Origin of the sequence: Pandoraea aquatica (genome assembly GCF_902459565.1) — a bacterium.
Lineage (GTDB): Bacteria > Pseudomonadota > Gammaproteobacteria > Burkholderiales > Burkholderiaceae > Pandoraea > Pandoraea aquatica.
On record NZ_CABPSN010000001.1, the window covers coordinates 54,883 to 68,734 of the forward strand.

General features: G+C 63.4%; 12 protein-coding genes. 11 read left to right on the forward strand and 1 reads right to left on the reverse strand.

The features are described from left to right. Positions 1–19 precede the first annotated feature (19 nt). From fdhF to PAQ31011_RS00255, 7 genes are all read left to right on the forward strand, one after another. Positions 20–2,905, forward strand: a complete 2,886-nt coding sequence (fdhF, locus tag PAQ31011_RS00225) for a formate dehydrogenase subunit alpha (RefSeq protein ID WP_150573947.1) — start codon at positions 20–22, stop codon at positions 2,903–2,905. 40 nt (positions 2,906–2,945) lie between these two features. Next, positions 2,946–3,878 carry a formate dehydrogenase accessory sulfurtransferase FdhD gene (gene fdhD / locus PAQ31011_RS00230; protein ID WP_150573948.1) on the forward strand — a complete coding sequence of 311 codons (933 nt, stop codon included), beginning with the start codon at positions 2,946–2,948 and terminating at the stop codon, positions 3,876–3,878. Between the two features lie 33 nt (positions 3,879–3,911). Next, positions 3,912–4,145 (forward strand): formate dehydrogenase subunit delta, encoded by a 234-nt coding sequence (locus tag PAQ31011_RS00235; RefSeq protein ID WP_150573949.1) that lies wholly within the window; start codon positions 3,912–3,914, stop codon positions 4,143–4,145. Between the two features lie 82 nt (positions 4,146–4,227). Next, a complete protein-coding gene (locus PAQ31011_RS00240; protein ID WP_150573950.1) occupies positions 4,228–4,479 on the forward strand; it encodes a hypothetical protein in 252 nt (83 codons plus the stop codon). A gap of 183 nt (positions 4,480–4,662) precedes the next feature. Next, positions 4,663–5,031 (forward strand): hypothetical protein, encoded by a 369-nt coding sequence (locus tag PAQ31011_RS00245; RefSeq protein WP_039398577.1) that lies wholly within the window; start codon positions 4,663–4,665, stop codon positions 5,029–5,031. A 153-nt stretch (positions 5,032–5,184) separates the two neighbouring features. Further along, a complete protein-coding gene (locus PAQ31011_RS00250; RefSeq protein WP_150573951.1) occupies positions 5,185–5,946 on the forward strand; it encodes a phytanoyl-CoA dioxygenase family protein in 762 nt (253 codons plus the stop codon). A 231-nt stretch (positions 5,947–6,177) separates the two neighbouring features. Further along, positions 6,178–7,566 (forward strand): sodium-dependent transporter, encoded by a 1,389-nt coding sequence (locus tag PAQ31011_RS00255; RefSeq protein WP_150573952.1) that lies wholly within the window; start codon positions 6,178–6,180, stop codon positions 7,564–7,566. Between the two features lie 76 nt (positions 7,567–7,642). Here the strand turns inward: PAQ31011_RS00255 and gor are convergent, their stop codons facing one another. After that, positions 7,643–9,004, reverse strand: a complete 1,362-nt coding sequence (gor, locus tag PAQ31011_RS00260; protein WP_150573953.1) for a glutathione-disulfide reductase — start codon at positions 9,002–9,004, stop codon at positions 7,643–7,645. Positions 9,005–9,823: 819 nt separating this feature from the next. Between gor and PAQ31011_RS00265 the strand changes: the two genes are divergently transcribed. From PAQ31011_RS00265 to PAQ31011_RS00280, 4 genes are all read left to right on the forward strand, one after another. Then, positions 9,824–10,348, forward strand: coding sequence for a hypothetical protein (locus PAQ31011_RS00265; protein WP_150573954.1), 525 nt, complete (start codon positions 9,824–9,826; stop codon positions 10,346–10,348). A 429-nt stretch (positions 10,349–10,777) separates the two neighbouring features. After that, complete coding sequence (locus PAQ31011_RS00270; protein ID WP_150573955.1) at positions 10,778–12,268, forward strand: DASS family sodium-coupled anion symporter; 1,491 nt, start codon at positions 10,778–10,780, stop codon at positions 12,266–12,268. Between the two features lie 36 nt (positions 12,269–12,304). Continuing rightward, positions 12,305–13,357, forward strand: a complete 1,053-nt coding sequence (locus PAQ31011_RS00275; protein ID WP_150573956.1) for an Ldh family oxidoreductase — start codon at positions 12,305–12,307, stop codon at positions 13,355–13,357. A gap of 17 nt (positions 13,358–13,374) precedes the next feature. Continuing rightward, positions 13,375–13,800: a F0F1 ATP synthase subunit epsilon gene (locus PAQ31011_RS00280; RefSeq protein ID WP_150573957.1), complete on the forward strand. Its 426-nt coding sequence runs from the start codon at positions 13,375–13,377 to the stop codon at positions 13,798–13,800. The last annotated feature ends 52 nt before the right edge of the window (positions 13,801–13,852 follow it).

Sequence of the window (13,852 nt, forward strand, 5' to 3'; positions counted from 1 at the left end):
CTGAATGGGAGAACGACACATGATCCATCCGAATGCGCAAGTCTCGCCGGGCCACGGTCCGGACATGGGCACGCCGCGGCGTGAGAGCGAAGTCGAGGTCACGCTGGAGATCGACGGGCTGAGCGTGACGGTTCCGGCCGGCACGTCGATCATGCGCGCCGCAGCGGGCAACGACGTCAACATCCCCAAGCTCTGTGCGACGGATTCCCTCGAACCGTTCGGGTCGTGCCGGCTGTGTCTGGTCGAGATCGAAGGGCGACGCGGATTCCCCGCTTCGTGCACGACGCCCGTAGAGCCGGGCATGAAGGTGCGCACGCAATCACCGAAATTGCAGGATCTGCGGCGCAACGTGATGGAGCTTTACATCTCCGACCACCCGCTGGACTGCCTGACGTGCGCGGCCAACGGCGATTGCGAATTGCAGGACATGGCCGGCGTGACCGGATTGCGAGAAGTCCGTTACGGCTTCGACGGCGATAACCACATTCACAGCGCCAAGGATGAGTCCAATCCGTACTTCACGTACGACCCGTCGAAATGCATCGTGTGTAACCGGTGCGTGCGGGCGTGTGAGGAGACGCAGGGCACCTTCGCGCTGACGATCTCCGGGCGTGGCTTCGAGGCGCGCGTGTCGGCCGGGCAGGATCAGCCGTTCATGGATTCGGAGTGCGTGTCGTGCGGCGCTTGTGTGGCGGCGTGTCCGACGGCCACGTTGCAGGAAAAGAGCATCGTCGAGATGGGGCAACCCGAGCACGCGGTGGTGACGACGTGTGCGTACTGCGGCGTCGGATGCGCATTCAAGGCCGAGATGAAGGGCGGCGAGGTCGTGCGCATGACCCCATACAAGGACGGTCTCGCGAACGAAGGCCATGCCTGCGTCAAGGGACGCTTCGCCTGGGGCTACGCCACGCACAAGGAGCGCATCACCAAACCGATGATTCGCAGCAAGATCACCGATCCGTGGCGCGAAGTGTCGTGGGACGAGGCGCTCGACTACGCAGCGTCGGAGTTCCGTCGGTTGCAGGCGAAGTATGGGGTCGACGCCATTGGTGGCATCACGTCCTCGCGCTGTACGAACGAAGAGACGTATCTCGTGCAGAAGCTCGTGCGGGCCGCGTTCGGCAACAACAACGTGGACACGTGCGCGCGCGTCTGCCATTCGCCGACCGGCTACGGCTTGAAGCAGACGCTCGGCGAGTCCGCCGGTACGCAGACCTTCAAGTCGATCGAACACGCGGACGTCATTCTCGTGATGGGCGCGAATCCGACGGACGGGCACCCCGTCTTCGCCTCGCGACTCAAGCGGCGTGTGCGCGAGGGGGCGAAGCTCATCGTGATCGATCCGCGTCGCATCGATATCGTCGATGGACCTCACGTGAAGGCGGCATTCCATCTGCCGCTGCGTCCCGGCACCAACGTGGCGATGGTCAACGCGCTGGCGCACGTGATCGTCACCGAGGGACTGCTGGCCGAAGCGTTCATTGCCGAGCGGTGCGAAGACCGGGCGTTTGCGCAGTGGCGCGATTTCGTGGCGCTGCCGGAGAATTCGCCCGAGGCGGTGTCGGTCGTGACGGGCGTGCCTGCCGAGCAGATTCGCGGTGCCGCGCGCTTGTATGCGACGGGCGGCAATGCGGCGATCTACTACGGGCTGGGCGTCACGGAGCACGCACAGGGCTCGACCACGGTCATGGGCATCGCGAACCTGGCGATGGCGACGGGCAACGTCGGGCGCGAAGGGGTCGGTGTGAATCCGTTGCGCGGACAGAACAACGTGCAGGGCTCGTGCGACATGGGTTCGTTCCCGCACGAGTTGCCGGGCTACCGGCATGTGTCCGATACGCTGGTGCGCGAGGAATTCGAAGCCGCGTGGGGTGTGACGTTGCAGGCTGAGCCGGGGCTGCGTATCCCGAACATGTTCGATGCGGCCATCCACGGCAGCTTCAAGGGACTCTACTGTCAGGGCGAGGATATCGTGCAGTCCGACCCCAACACGCAGCACGTGGCAGCGGCGATGGAGGCGATGGAGTGCATCGTCGTACAGGACATCTTCCTGAACGAGACCGCCAAGTATGCGCACGTATTGCTGCCGGGCACAACGTTCCTCGAGAAGGACGGCACGTTCACCAACGCCGAACGACGCATCTCGCGCGTGCGCCGGGTGATGGCGCCGCTGCCGGGCATGGCGGACTGGGAAGTCACCATCGCGTTGGCGAAGCGGCTGGGCTACGAGATGCCGTACGCGCATCCGTCCGAGATCATGGACGAAATTGCACGGCTCACGCCGACGTTCCATGGTGTGAGTTACGCGCGACTGGACGAGGCGGGCAGCCTTCAATGGCCGTGCAACGACGAGGCACCCGAGGGCACGCCGATCATGCACGTCGACGCATTTGTGCGCGGCAAGGGGCGCTTCATCATCACGCGTTACGTGCCGACGGACGAGAAGGTCACGCCGCGTTATCCGCTCTTGCTCACCACGGGGCGCATCCTCTCGCAATACAATGTCGGAGCGCAGACGCGCCGCACGCACAACGTTCACTGGCACGACGAAGACCGGCTCGAAATCCACCCGCACGACGCGCAGGAGCGGGGCATCAAGGATAACGACTGGGTCGGCATCCGGAGCCGGGCGGGCGAGACAGTGCTGCGCGCGGTGCTCAGCGAGCGTATGCAACCCGGCGTGGTTTATACGACGTTCCATTTCCCCGAGTCGGGGGCGAACGTGATCACGACGGATAACTCGGACTGGGCCACCAATTGCCCGGAATATAAGGTGACGGCCGTGCAGGTGCTGCCGGTGGTGCAGCCGTCGGCATGGCAGGCCAAGTATTCGTCCTTCAACCGCACCCAGCTCGAATTGCTCGATGCGGCCCGCAATCCTGCCGAGCCGGTGTCGGCGAAGTAGGGGCGCGAACCTAGGAATGACCTGGAGTCAGTGTTTGACGATGTCCAACCCGTTACTTGAAGTGGCTGAAGCCCGCGAAGCCATTGAATCGGCACGCGATGTCAGCGATGAGATCGATGGCGTCGTCGCGCCCGTGTGCGACGTCGCGCCGACCGCCATCGACCCGGAAAGCCTCTCGCCGCACGCAACATTCGCCGTTCGGCGTTTCCGTCATGGCGCGTGGCAGGCGGCGAGCGACGAACTCGCCGAGGAAGTGCCCGTCGCGCTGGAATTCAACGGCATTTCGCACGTGGTGATGCTGGCGACGCCGGCCGATATCGAAGACTTTGCGCTGGGGTTCGCGTTGTCGGAGGGCATTCTGAACGACCGGCGCGAGTGTTACGGGGTGGACGTCTCGGCGACCTCGCTGGGCATTACCGCGCACCTCGAAGTGTCGTCGCGTGCGTTCGCCGGACTCAAGGAGCGGCGTCGCAACCTGACCGGGCGCACCGGATGCGGACTTTGCGGCACCGAGAGTCTCGACCAGGTGTTGCGGCCGTTGCCGTCTGCGGGTGAGCCGTTGCGCGTGACCCATGCGGCATTGGCCGCGGCGCATGCGGGGCTCGCAGCGCATCAGGCGCTCAATGGCGTCACCGGCGCGGTGCATGGTGCCGCCTGGTGCTCGCCACAGGGCGAGATCGTCTGCCTGCGTGAAGACGTCGGCCGACATAATGCGCTCGACAAGCTCATCGGCGCACTCGCGCGCGAGGGGCGTGCGTTCGACAGCGGCTTTGTGCTGATGACGAGTCGCGCCAGCGTCGAGATCGTGCAGAAAGCGGCGCAGGTTGGCATTCCGATGGTGGCGGCCGTATCGGCGGCCACGGCGCTTGCGGTGCGTACGGCACAGGCCGCAGGTGTGGCGCTCGTGGGCTTCGTGCGTGGCGAACAGTGCGTGATTTACACCGGCGGGGCGGCGCTCGACGAGCGCGTCTGACGGCCTTGACCCTGACGGAGCGGGAGATTTTCGATGGACGGCAACAACCTCGTGCGTATGGCCAACCGCATTGCAGACTTCTTCGAATCCTTGCCTGATCGCGAAGAAGCGCTGGATCAGGTCGCCACGCATCTGCATAAATTCTGGGATCCGCGCATGCGTTCGCAGATTCTGGCCCTTGTCGACGCCCCAGATGGCGAAGAAATGCACGCGCTCGTGCGCGAAGCCCTGACGCGCCACCGAGCGCGTCTGACGCCGGCGGCCTGACACGACGCGCGGGTCTACGCTGCTCGCGGTATAGTAGGGGCGACGGTCGCGCACCGGCGCGGCTTTACCAGCGGAGGACTTGATGAGCGATACCCCCACGCGCAAGCCCGGCCCACAGCATCCTCACAAGGAGGACGCGGTGGAACGCGACCTCGACGAAGCGCTTGAGGAGACGTTTCCGGCGAGCGATCCCGTGTCCATCGAAGTCGACAAGCCGAGGCGGGTTCCTGCATCGCGACCCAGCGAGACGAAGCGTCTCGACAAGGGGTTGGAGGAAACCTTCCCGGCAAGCGATCCGGTTTCCATCGACACCGGTAAGCCGCCGAAGCCGTAACAATTGCTGTGCAATGCCGGGAGATTGCGTCCCGATGCTTCCACAACCTGCTCGCAGCCCCGTCCGGCGGGGCCGCGGGCGAAAAATAAATCTCCGCTTCGGCATGGGTTTGCTGCCCGGGCGGAGCGAATTCGTGGCAAAATGCCGCGCCTGACTCTCTCAGGCTGGGACTGTAGGAAATAAATGGCGGCAGGTACGGTAAAAAAAGTTCGACGCTACGCGCTGGAAACCATCGACGTGATGGGACAGAGCGGGCTTGGCGTCGTCGAACGCCCGGATGGGCGTTTCGTCATGTATCCGGAATACTGGACACAGACGCAGGCGCTCAGCCAGAAAATGCGCACGCTGTATCGCCGTAACTGCCAGCTCGAATACCAATTGGCAAAGCTCACGCGTGAGCTCGACCGTCTGCGCAGCGTGGTCGACACGCCGCGTCCCGCCGGCAATCCGCAGGCGTCGCTGCCCGGTACCGACGTGCCGCAGCCCGAACCCAAGCTCGAACGCAAGACGGCTGGCGATCTGCCGCCTCGACGACGTAAACGCGCCGCCTGAGCGCCATTGCCGTACGACGTCATGAAATGCAGTAACGACGTCAGCGGCCATGACCCTGCAAGTCCTCCCGATTCATCCCGTTACACAGAAAAACTCTCAAGTCCCCGTCATTTTCCATTAACAGCCAGCTTATTGCCCGCTTCGCCGACCATCATGGCGCTTACCGCATCGCAACTCGAAACCTTCCATAACGACGGTTATCTGATCCTTCCGCGCTACGTCGCGCAGGCCGACTGCGAGGCGATTCTGGCCGATGTGCGAGCGCAGTTGGCGGCGGCCACGCTACCGCTCGAGTTCGAAGCCGATGTGGGTTATGAGGGTGCACCGCAATCGCGCGACGCTGAGGGCGGCCAAACGGTTCGCCGTCTGCTCAAGGCTTACGATCGCGGCGATGCGCTTCGCAACTGGGCCACGCGCCCGGACCTGATCGAATCGCTTGCGCAGATCTTCGGCGAAGACGTGGTGCTGACGCTTGCGCACCACAACTGCGTGATGACGAAACACCCGCACTTCGGTACCGCGACCGGCTGGCATCGCGATATTCGCTACTGGTCGTTCCCCGAGAACTCACTGGTTTCGGTGTGGCTGGCGCTGGGGCCGGAGACGCGCGACAACGGCGCGCTTCGCTTCATCCCGGGCTCGCACCGCGAGCAGCTTCAGACACATCAGCTCGATTCGCTGGACTTCCTGCGTCCCGACGAACCGGACAATCAGCCGCTCGTTGCGCGTGGCAAGCAAGTGGAACTCGCACAGGGCGACGTCGTGCTCTTCCATAGCGGCCTGTTTCACGCGGCTGGCCGCAACGAGGGCGATACGACCAAGTTCTCGGTCGTGTTTGCCTACCGGGGCGAGAGCAACCCGCCGAAACCGGGAACGCGCTCTGCCTCGGCAGGCGAGGTTGACCTCGGCCACTGATGCTGATTTGGGTGCTTTCCTAAACCGGTAAGCACCTTTTCCCGCGTAGACTCTCCGGCCACCCTTGTGGTGTCATGCGCTGGCTCACGTGAGCCGCATCGTGTCGACATCGATGCCGTGCCGCGCCAGTAATCTGCCTGACGCCATTCCATGAACCAGTGACGTGTCGCTCCCGCGCGGTGCAAAGCCGCGTGGAACGAGCCGCTGCACGTCCGTTTCCGGAGGAGACACGTGTCCCATTTACCCATCTCACCTGCTGCCCCAGCGACATCGCCCGCTGCAACCGATGCTTCGGGGGGAGCGAGTCGTGCCACCTGGGGATCGCGGCTGGGTTTCGTTCTTGCCGCCGCTGGCTCTGCTGTTGGCCTCGGCGCGGTCTGGAAATTTCCGTACGTCGTTGGGCAGCACGGCGGAGGTGCGTTCCTCGCCGTCTATCTAGGCTGTGTGCTGACGCTCGGCGTCGCCCTGTTGCTGGCAGAGATGACGGTGGGCCGTTTGACGGGGCAGTCCATCACGACCGCGTTGCACACGCTCGGCGGACGCGCCTGGGCCTGGGTCGGTCGCATCGCCACGTTCAATGCGTTCGCGATTCTCTCGTTCTACGTCGTGGTTGGCGGTTGGACGGTGACCTACCTGATGCGCGCGTTCACCGGCTCGGTGCTGGCGAACGACACGCAACGGCTGGTCACCGAGTTTTCGGCGTTCACGGCGAATCCTGTGGCGTCGCTCGCGAGCATGGGCGTGTTTCTCGGTCTGACGGCACTGATCGTCGCCGCCGGTGTGCAGAAAGGCATCGAGCGGGCGGGCAAGTGGCTTATGCCCGCGCTGTTCCTGCTGATGTTGCTGGTCATTGCCCGGGCGCTCACGCTGCCCGGCGCGATGGCGGGCGTGGCATGGTTCCTCACGCCTGACTTTTCGATGATCTCCGGCGACACGTTGCTCGAAGCACTGGGACTGGCGTTCTTCTCGCTGTCGCTGGGGGCGGGGATGATCGTGGTCTACGGATCCTATCTGCCTCGCGACGCACGGCTCGCCGGTTCGGCCGTCTGGGTGGCCACGCTTGCCACGCTCGCGTGCTGCCTTGCTGGCCTGATGATCCTCCCTGCCGTTTTCGCCTTCGGCGTACCGCCCGACGCCGGTCCCGGCCTCACATTCATCACCATGCCGGCCATTTTCGCGCAGATGCCGTTCGGCCATGCGATTGCCATCGCATTCTTCCTGCTGTTGCTGTTCGCCGCGCTCACCTCGGCGGTGTCGCTGTTCGAGCCGGTCGCGGCCTTTCTGATCGACGAATATCAATGGCAGCGTGGTCCGGCGGTCCTCGCTGTCTTCGTCGCGACATTCCTGTTCGGTGCGCCGGCGGCACTGTCGTTCGGCGTCTGGTCGGACGTGCGACTGTTCGATCGCACGATCTTCGATCTGATGGACTATGTCACCGTCAATCTGCTGATGCCGGCGGGCGGGCTGTGCATCGCGATCTTCGTCGGTGCGTTCATCTGGCCCAAGGCGCGTACCGTGCTGGATGGCTCGCGCGCGCAGTGGTTCGTGCCAGTCTGGCGCGTGTTGTTGCTGGTGCTCACCCCGATCGCCATCTTCGGCGTCTGGTACCAGACGTTCTAAAGTTCTAAAGCTTCGACACGGATAACCCGTCGCGGGCGCTGATCACGACAGTGACTTCAGCGCCCGATCAACCGATTTACGCCACGGGTGTGCGCATCGTCACCCATTCTTCGGCGGCCGTCGGGTGCACGGCCAGCGTGCGGTCGAAGTCGGCCTTCGTGGCACCCATCGACAGCGCGACGCCCAGCAACTGCACCTGTTCTCCTGCGTGATCCCCGACCATATGCGCGCCGACGATCTTGTCGGTCGCGCCGTCGACGAGCAGCTTCATCAGCATCTTTTCCTGACGGCCCGACAGCGTTGCCTTGAGCGGGCGGAAGATGGCCTTGTACACCTTGAGCTGTGCGTATTGCGCACGCGCCTCACTCTCGGTGAGTCCCACCACGCCGATTTCCGGTGTGCTGAACACCGCCGTCGGAATCAGTTTGTGATCCACGCGTGTGGTGCGCTCCCCGAATACCGTATCCGCGAACGCCTGACCTTCGCGAATCGCCATCGGCGTGAGATTGACGCGATCGGTGACATCGCCCACGGCGAAGATCGACGGCACGTTCGTGCGCGAGAACTCGTCGACGATCACTGCACCCTTGTCGTTGAGCGCCACGCCACTGGCCGCGAGTCCGAGTCCTTGCGTGTACGGCACACGCCCGGCAGCGCTCAGCAGCACATCCGCATCGTGCGCGCTGCCGTCCGACAGCGTAATGCGCAATCGGTCCTGAATCTTCTCGGCTCGCTGAATCGTGCGCTCAAGCAGGATCTCGATGCCTCGCTCGCGATACGCGGCTTCGAGCGACGTCCGGACTTCCTCGTCGAATCCGCGCAGCAAATGCGGCCCGCGATGCACGACCGTCACCTTTGAGCCCAGTCCAGCGAAAACACCCGCGAATTCCAGCGCAATGTAACCGCCGCCGACGATCGTGATCCGCTCGGGGAGCGATTCGAGATGAAATACTTCGTTTGACGAAATGGCGTGCTCGCGTCCGACGAAGTGCGGCTGATCTGCCGGACGGCCGCCTGTTGCGATCAGGATGTTGCGTGCGGTAATGCGCTCACCGGTCGCGGGCAGCACGACCGTATGCGGGCCTTCGACCACGGCGCGCGCGGCGACGAGTTTCGCACCCGCACGTTCGAGGTTGGTCTTGTAGATGCCTTCGAGTCGCGCAATCTCGGTGTCTTTGCGGGCGATCAGCGTTTTCCAGTCGAACTTGGGAGAGGGGACTTCCCAGCCGAAACCGGCGGCATCTTCGAACTCGTCAGCAAAACGGCTGGCGTAGACGAACAGCTTCTTCGGTACGCAACCGCGAATGACGCACGTGCCACCCACGCGAAACTCTTCGGCGACTTTCACGCGCGCGCCGTATTGCGCAGCGACGCGCGCGGCCCGCACGCCGCCCGAACCGGCACCGATCACGAACAGATCCACATCGAACTGGGACATTGCTGACTCCTTTATGTCATTGGGCTCACCGGACAGTCGGTCGATGGCCCTGTGCTTCTAGGGTCTGTTCACATTAATACGGGTTCGTGAACGTGTTCTACCGGCTGGCTGGCAAGGCGCCCGCAGCGCCGCTTGGTCACTCCAAGCAAGCTGCGGGCAACGCCGCCAGACGGCCGGTAGGGCACGTTCCCTTCGGGTTGTCCACCCAAAGGGGCGATCGCGGCGTCATGATCCTCGCGAATATTCCCGATATTCGCTTCGGCTCATTCCTTGCGCTCGCCCCTTTGGCCGGGCAACACGAGCCCGTATTAATGTGAACAGACCCTAACGTTGAGCGATTGTGCCAGAGACATGCTCCCTACATCGGGCGGCCGTCGGCATTTTCGGAAGCGTCCGAGTCCCGGGTGAGTCAACGCCGCATTGACCACCGTGACTACCGTTACTACCGTCGAAACGCCGTCGGCCCTCGCCATAAGGCACATCGTCCGTCAATTCGGGTTTTCGCGCGGTCGTACGCTTTTCTTGATCCACATCAATGCGTCAGATGAAACGCGGGACGACAATCGAAGCGTCGAAAGTCGATCAATGCTTCACCGGCGAGCGCGGACACCGGCCCACAAGGCGGTCAAAGCGTATCGTCGATGATCAATCGCGGCTGCCGGATGTTTCTGAAGTGAAACAGATCTCGGGAATTCTTCGGACATCTGCGAATGGTGGAATAAGAAGTGCATAAGAATCAAACGGTTGTCTCTCATGGTCCGAAATTTGCTCTGACTATCCCAAGACAGGCGGGGATCACCGCCGATACACGAGGATGTCATGACGAAGTCGCTTACCCGCCTGATGGGCGCCAGTGCGGCGCTGGCGTTGTTGTGTTGCTTCTGGATGGTGGCATCGGCACATGCCGCCAGTCCGCCGCACACCGTGAATCCCACCGGTGTGACGGCGGCGACGAAGGCCGCAACGGCGCAAGCCAAGCCTGGCGTCCGGCCGACACGGGCCGCACGTTCGAAGCGTGCGGCCCGAGCGTCGGCCCGAGTGTCGCCCCATACGCCGCCGGGTTCGCCGCCGGCGGCGCTCGTTGGTGTGGCTCCCGCACCGTGGCACGACGTTTTCGCGGATGCAGGCGCGTGGGCGTCAGACCCGGTCATCGTCAGCGGTCGGACGTTAAGCGGCACGCTCGGCAATGCCGGGCTGACGTCGGGCACGGACGCCATGGTCACCGGACCGCGCGCTGGTCTGACAGGGCTGTATCAGACGCTCTGGCATCGCGCGTTGACCAATCCTGTCCTCAATACCCAGCTTTTTGCGGGTGCACCGGAATACTTCGGACTGCATTTCTAAGCGTTTGCGCTTCGCGGATCGCATCGCCGTTTCATTTGCGATGCATTTCCGGCACCCCGATCGTCCGGATCTTCGAAGGCCCGGTACACCCTGAATACCTCGCGTGCGGCATTCACCGCCGCGTTGATCGTCGTCCCGTGCACCCGAATGCACGCTGGACTGCCTCACTTCGCCTCGCACTTCGCCTCGCACTTCACCTCGCACTTCACCTCGCATTTCGCCTCGCATTTCGCCTATTCCCCGCCACGCTTGCCTATGCCGTGCCCATGCTGCCTCACGTTGAGTTGGGGCCGGCCGCCAGCGGTACACGCCTATGCCCCGTGCTTGCCTCGCCAAGTTCAATGCGGGTAGGATTGATCCGCAGTTCAAGCGTGGCATTTCCTCAAGACATGCCGACTGCCGGCATGCCATTCCGTTCTGGAGCCCCCTATGAGCACGCCTGACGTTTCTGTGCAAAGCCCTCCCCAGAAGAAAGCGATACCCATCGGGCTGATTGCCGGTGTGGTCGTGATGATTGCCGTGCTCTTTATTCCGATGCCCGACGATCTGCCGGTCGCAGGCCATCGCATGCTGGCGATTCTCGCCTTCGCCGTGGTGGTGTGGATTACCGAGGCCGTGTCGTACGAGGCCAGCGCCATCATCATCACGTCATTGATGGCGTTTCTCGTGGGCACCGCGCCCACGGTGCAGGATCCGAGCGTCGAGTACGGCACGTCACGCGCGATCAGCATGGCGCTTGCCGGGTTCTCCAACTCGGCGCTCGCGCTGGTGGCTGGTGCGCTCTTCATCGCTGCGGCGATGACACTCACCGGGCTCGATCGTCGCATCGCACTCGTGACCCTCTCCAAAATCGGGACCAGCACGCGCCGCGTGATGATCGGCGCCGTTGCCGTCACCATCCTGCTCTCGCTTGTCGTGCCCAGCGCCACCGCCCGTAGCGCCTGTGTGGTGCCGATCATGATGGGGGTGATTGCCGCGTTCGGCGTCGACAAGCGCTCGAACATCGCCGCCGGCATCATGATCATCGTGGCGCAGGCGACCAGTATCTGGAACGTCGGTATTCAGACGGCGGCCGCCCAGAACCTGCTGACCGTGGGCTTCATGGACAAGATGCTCGGCGACCGTATCACGTGGGCCGAGTGGCTCGTCGCCGGCGCGCCGTGGGCGATCATCATGTCGGTGGTGCTGGTGGTGCTCGTGCTCAAGCTGATGCCGCCCGAGGCGGACGCCATCGCCGGTGGCAAGGAAGCCGTGGAAGCGCAGCTGCGCGAAATGGGCCCGATGACGAGTTCGCAGAAGCGTCTGCTGGCCGTGTCGATCGGACTGCTGCTGTTCTGGGCGACGGAAGGCAAGCTGCACCGCTTCGATACCACTTCGGTCACGTACGTCGGTCTTGTGGTGCTGATGTTGCCGCGCTTTGGCGTGATGACCTGGAAGGACGTGCAGTCGCGCATTCCCTGGGGCACCGTGATCGTGTTCGGGGTCGGTATCAGTCTTGGCACCGCATTGCTTACGACGCAGGCAGGGCAGTGGCTGGGCAATCACGTGGTGGCCGCAACGGGCCTCGATTCTCTGCCGACGCTGTCGATCTTCGCGATTCTTGCCGCATTCCTCATCCTCATTCACCTGGGTTTCGCGAGCGCCACGGCGCTGACGTCGGCCATGCTGCCGATCCTGATTGCCGTGTTGCAAACCTTGCCGGGCGACTTCAACCGGTTGGGCATGACCATGTTGCTCGGCTTCACGGTCAGCTTCGGTTTCATCCTGCCGATCAACGCACCGCAGAACATGGTGTGTCTGGGCACCGACACGTTCACTGCCAAGCAATTCGCCAAGGTGGGGATCATTGTCACCGTGGTGGGTTACGCCTTGTTGCTGGTGTTCGCTGCGACGTACTGGCGCTGGCTGGGCTGGTTGTAATGCGCGCCTGCTGCGCTCGATGAATAAGGAGTCACTATGCGAATCCCCCTGAAAGACGCCGTCGACTTCGGCAAACAACTGCTGCTCGCGCAAGGCGTGCCGGACGACATCGCGCTCGACGTCGCCGAGCATCTCGTGGAATCGGATCGTGTCGGCTATGCGAGTCACGGACTGTCGATTCTGCCGACCTATCGCAAAGTGCTTGAGGACGGTCAGGTCAACCCGACCGGACGCCCGACCGTGCTCACTGACCACGGCAATCTGTTGTTGTTCGAGGGCAATCGCGGCTTCGGTCAGCACGTGGGCAAGTTCGTGGTGGAGCATGCGATTGCGCGCGCCTTCGACAAAGGCGTGGCGATTCTGACGCTGCGCAACAGCCACCATCTGGGCCGCATGGGGCAGTATGGCGAGATGGCTGCCCATCAGGGGTTGGTGTTCATGGCGTTCACGAACGTGACGAACCGTCAGCCGATGGTTGCCCCGTTCGGCGGCAGCGAGCCGCGTCTCACGACCAATCCGTTGTGTTTTGCGGGGCCGTTGCCGAACAATCGTCCGCCATTGGTGGTCGACATGGCAACGAGCGCCATCGCCATCAATAAGGCGCGTGTGTTGGCGGCCGAAGGCAAACAGGCCCCGCCGGGCTCGCTGATCGACGGCTACGGCAATCCGTCCACCGATCCGAATGCGCTCTTCACCGAACCGTTCGGTGCATTGCTGCCGTTCGGCGGTCACAAGGGCTACGCGCTAGGCATCGTGACGGAGCTGTTGGCGGGCGTGCTTTCGGGGGGCGGTACGATTCAGCCGGAGCATCCGCGCGCGGGTGTGGCGACGAACAACATGTTCGCCATCGTGCTCAACCCGCAGGTCGACTTTGCGGCGACGTGGCGCTCGCATGAGGTCGAGGCGTTCATCGATTATCTGACGTCGTGCCCACCGCAGCCGGGCTTCGACCGTGTGCAGTATCCCGGCGAGTACGAAGCGGACAATCGCAAGAAGCACCACGATCACATCGATCTGACGACGCCGATCTGGGAGTCGCTGATGAAGATGTCGACAGAGCTTGGTGTCGCTACGCCACGAACGCTGTGATGGGAGAAGTGAAATACATGGCATTACTCAAGGTAGATGTGGTCAGTACCGAGCGTGCGATTTTCTCGGGCGAGGCGCGCTTCGTCGAAGTGCCCGGCTCGTCGGGGGAGTTGGGTGTGTTGCCGGGCCACACGCCGTTGCTTACAGGCGTGCGGCCGGGCACGGTGCGCATCGAGGGCGCAGACGGGACCGAGACGTTTCTCTACATCGCCGGTGGTTTCGTAGAAATCCAGCCGGATCGCGTGACGGTGCTGGCTGACACGGCGATGCGCGCCGACAGCCTCGATCACGCGCGTGCCGAGCGAGCGCGTGAGGCCGCCGCCGCATTGCTGGAGCAGCAGACGGGCGACATCGACTACGCGAAGGCGCAGGCCGAGTTGGCGGAAGCGGTCGCGCAATTGCAGGCGATCCGGCGTGCGCGCAAGCAGAAGGCGTCGTCGTAGTGGCGGCGTGCGCCGATGCGTGTTCATCTGCGCACCCAGTTCACGTCGATTC